General features: G+C 73.0%; 5 protein-coding genes. 3 read left to right on the forward strand and 2 right to left on the reverse strand.

The genetic code is table 11. From position 1 onward, the window contains the following. Nucleotides 1-612, forward strand: a 612-nt coding sequence (locus tag QM572_RS02935; RefSeq protein WP_415089854.1) for a spermidine synthase, incomplete at its 5' end; no start/stop codon positions are given. Between the two features lie 122 nt (nt 613-734). Here the strand turns inward: QM572_RS02935 and QM572_RS02940 are convergent. Further along, nucleotides 735-1391 carry a PAS and ANTAR domain-containing protein gene (locus tag QM572_RS02940; RefSeq protein ID WP_415089856.1) on the reverse strand — a complete coding sequence of 219 codons (657 nt, stop codon included), beginning with the start codon at nt 1389-1391 and terminating at the stop codon, nt 735-737. A 70-nt stretch (nt 1392-1461) separates the two neighbouring features. Continuing rightward, on the reverse strand, nt 1462-2265 hold the full coding sequence (locus QM572_RS02945; protein WP_415089858.1) for a sigma-70 family RNA polymerase sigma factor: 804 nt from the start codon (nt 2263-2265) through the stop codon (nt 1462-1464). 148 nt (nt 2266-2413) lie between these two features. On the opposite strand from QM572_RS02945, the gene QM572_RS02950 reads away from it, so the two are divergent. Both QM572_RS02950 and QM572_RS02955 read left to right on the forward strand, forming a co-directional pair. Then, on the forward strand, nt 2414-2872 hold the full coding sequence (locus QM572_RS02950; RefSeq protein WP_415089861.1) for a peroxiredoxin: 459 nt from the start codon (nt 2414-2416) through the stop codon (nt 2870-2872). A 152-nt stretch (nt 2873-3024) separates the two neighbouring features. After that, on the forward strand, nt 3025-3277 hold a 253-nt coding region (locus tag QM572_RS02955; RefSeq protein WP_415089863.1), incomplete at its 3' end, for a DEAD/DEAH box helicase.

A 3277-nucleotide genomic window follows, 5' to 3' on the forward strand; every position in this document is an offset into this window, starting at 1 on the left:
GACCGCGTGCGCCCGCGGCCGCCGGCGCCGCTGCGGGTGCTCCACGTCGGCGGCGCGGCGATGACGCTGCCGCGCTATGTGGCGGCCACCCGACCGCGCTCCTCGCAGATCGTGCTCGAGCCCGACCAGGGGGTGATCGACACCGTCCGCGCCGAGGCGCCGCTGCCGCCGCGCAGCGGCATCAGGGTCCGCCCGGTCGGCGGCCTGGACGGGGTGGCCGCGGTCCGCGACGGCTCGCAGGACGTCGTGATCCTCGACGCCTACCGCGAGGCCGTGGTGCCGCCCGAGCTGCTCACCCTCGCCTTCCTCGAGGACGTACGCCGAGTGCTCGCCGCCGACGGCCTCCTCGTCGCCAACCTCGCCGATCGCGCGCCCTTCCGCGACGTCCGCGACGCGGTGGCGGCGCTGCGCACGCTGTGGCCGGAGGCGGGGGGCATCGCGGTGGGAGCCGAGCCGGCCACGCTCAAGGGCAAGCGGCCCGGCAACCTCGTCGTCCTCGCCGGCGCCGTGCCGGACCGGCCGTTCGGGGCACCGGCGCCGACGGCGTACCGCGTCGTCGAGGGCGGCGCCGTGAGCGACGTCCTGGGCGGTGGCACGGCCCGGAGCGGGTGACCGGCTCTCCGGGCTCAGCGGCCGCCGACCACGGCGTTGGTCACGAGGTCGCCGATGTCGACGAACCCGCCGATCGCGGTCAGATCCCGAGCGCGACCGCGAGGTACTTCTTCACCGCCGTGTCAGAGCAACGAGGGCGCGGGAGCCGTCACGTCGTCGATCACGGCGTCCAGCAGCGTGCGCAGCCCGGGGTGGGTGACGTGGCCCTCGCGGGCGACCTGGACGATCCGCTCCGCGAGGTCGCGCACCCGGATGTTGCGGTTGCGCGACCACCAGCGCAGCATCGCGAAGGCGGCGTCGGCGTCGAGCCCGTAGGAGAGCATGAGCGCGCCCTTGGCCTGCTCGATCACCGCTCGGCTCTCGATCCGCGCGGCGAAGGCGTCGCCCACCGCGCCGGCCGCCGTGGACTCGACGTCGGGGGTGAGGTCGAGGTAGTAGCCGCGCAGCTCCTGCCGGCCGAGGCCGGGAGGCGTCGCCTCGCCGACCATCATGACCTGCCGCTCGTCGGTCCCGTTGTTGACGATCCGGTAGTAGAGCGTGAACGGCTCCCCGGTCGCCATCGCGCTGAGCAGGGTGGCGTGGACCCGCTCGCGGTCCGACTCGTGCTTGTGCGAGAGCACCAGCTCCGTGGTCGGCTGGACCTCGCCGAACTCGTAGCCGTGGATCGCGTAGACGCCGGCGTCCCAGGTCCACCGCTCGGTCTCCTTGTCGAAGACGAAGCGGCCGACCTGGCGGCTCGTGCTGGGCGCCAGGGTGGGGCGCGGCTCGAGGATGGTCATGCGTGCTCACCTACCCGGTCTCGCGGGGCGGAAACACGATGCGGGTCGGTCGCCGGGGACGTGGGCACGGTCAGGCCGCCAGGACGTTCCAGTCGGTGCCCAGCGAGCTGCGCAGGTTGGCCATGATCCGCTGGAGCAGCCGGCAGACCTGCACCTGCGTGACGCCGAGGTCGTCGGCGATCTCCTGCTGCGAGCAGCCCTGGTAGAAGCGCATGGCCAGGATGTGCCGGTCGCGTGGCTTGAGCTCCTTGCACGCCGCGGCGAGCAGCGTCACGGTCTCGGCCTGGCCGAAGCCGTCCTCGTCGAAGGAGAGCTGGTCGGCCGGCGTGGGGTGGTCCGACTCCGGGCCGCCGTCGTCGAGCGACACGGGGGAGTAGCAGCCGCCGCAGTCCAGGGCGCGGAGCACCTCGGACTCCTCGCAGCCGATGCGCTCGGCGATCTCGGCGGGCGTCGGCGTACGGCCGAGGGCCTGGCAGAGCTCGTCGTGGGCGGGGAAGATCTCCGCCTGCAGCTCCTGGAGGCGTCGCGGCGGCCGGACGGTCCAGGCCGCCCCGCGGAAGTGCCGCTTGAGCTCGCCGAGGACGGTCGGGATCGCGAAGGCGAGGAAGCTCGACCCGACCTCGGGATTGAAGCCGCGCGCAGCCTTGATCAGCGCCAGGTACGCCACCTGCTCGAGGTCCTCGGGGGACTCGCCGCGGTGGGAGTAGCGGCGGGACAGGCGTCGGGCGAGCGGGAGGTGGAGGGTGACCACCTCGTTGAGGATCTCCTGGCGCTCCTCGCCCTCGGCCTGCGCGGCACGGAGGAGGAGGTCCTGCGTGAGGTCGTCGTTCTTCGACGAGTTCGTTGCGGTGCTGGATGACACGAGGTTGAGCATGGGAACCTCCGTAGGGGGTCTTGGCTCGAGTGTGGCGGGGGATTGGGCCACGGTGCGGATCCGGTCGACAGGGGAAGGCCGACCTGACTAGACCACTCCTACCCGGGGCCGCTGGACGTAAACATCGCCGACCGGCACGATGTCGGCCATGGTGCTCTCCCGTGGCGATGTCGCCCCCGACTTCACCCTCCCGGACCAGGACGGCACGCCGGTGACGCTCTCGGCCCTGCTGGCGTCGGGGCCGGTCGTCGTCTTCTTCTATCCCGCCGCGAACTCGCCCGTGTGCACCAAGGAGGCCTGCCACTTCCGGGACCTCGCCTCGGAGTTCGCCGCGCTCGGCGCGCACCGGCTCGGGATCAGCAAGGACACCGTCGACAAGCAGGCCGGCTTCGCGGCCAACCAGGGGCTGGACTACCCGATCCTCTCCGATCCCGCGGGCGAGGTGGCGGCGTCGTACGGCGTGAGGCCGGCGCTCTTCGGCAGGCTCGGCCCCCTCCAGAGGACGACGTTCGCCATCGGTGCCGACGGCACCGTCAAGGCGGTCGTGGAGGGCATGCTCAAGGCGGAGATCCACGCCGATGAGGCTCTCGCCGCCCTCCGCCGGTAGGGTTGTCGGCATCGACTCGTCGAGGCTCTCGCCGCGAGTTGTCCGCACGTCGCAGTCAGACCCACGCGCTGGCTCCGTGCGTGGCCGTCCGGCAGCCCGCCGGATCCGCGGCCGTCGGCGAGGCATCCGATCAGTGAGCGAACCCCTTCATCGTGTCTGCCTTCAGCACCCTCGGCGTGCCCGCGCGCCTCGTCTCCGTCCTTGCCGCCCAGGGCATCGACGCCCCCACCCCGATCCAAGCGGCGACGCTGCCCGACTCGCTGGCCGGTCGTGACGTCCTCGGCCGCGGCCGTACCGGCTCGGGCAAGACCTACGCCTTCCTGCTGCCGCTCGTCGCGCGGCTCTCGGCGTCGGAGTCGCGGCGCACGCCGAGGCCCGGCGCGCCGCGCGCGCTCATCCTCGCCC

Origin of the sequence: Nocardioides sp. (assembly GCF_047607365.1) — a bacterium.
Taxonomy (GTDB): domain Bacteria; phylum Actinomycetota; class Actinomycetes; order Propionibacteriales; family Nocardioidaceae; genus Nocardioides.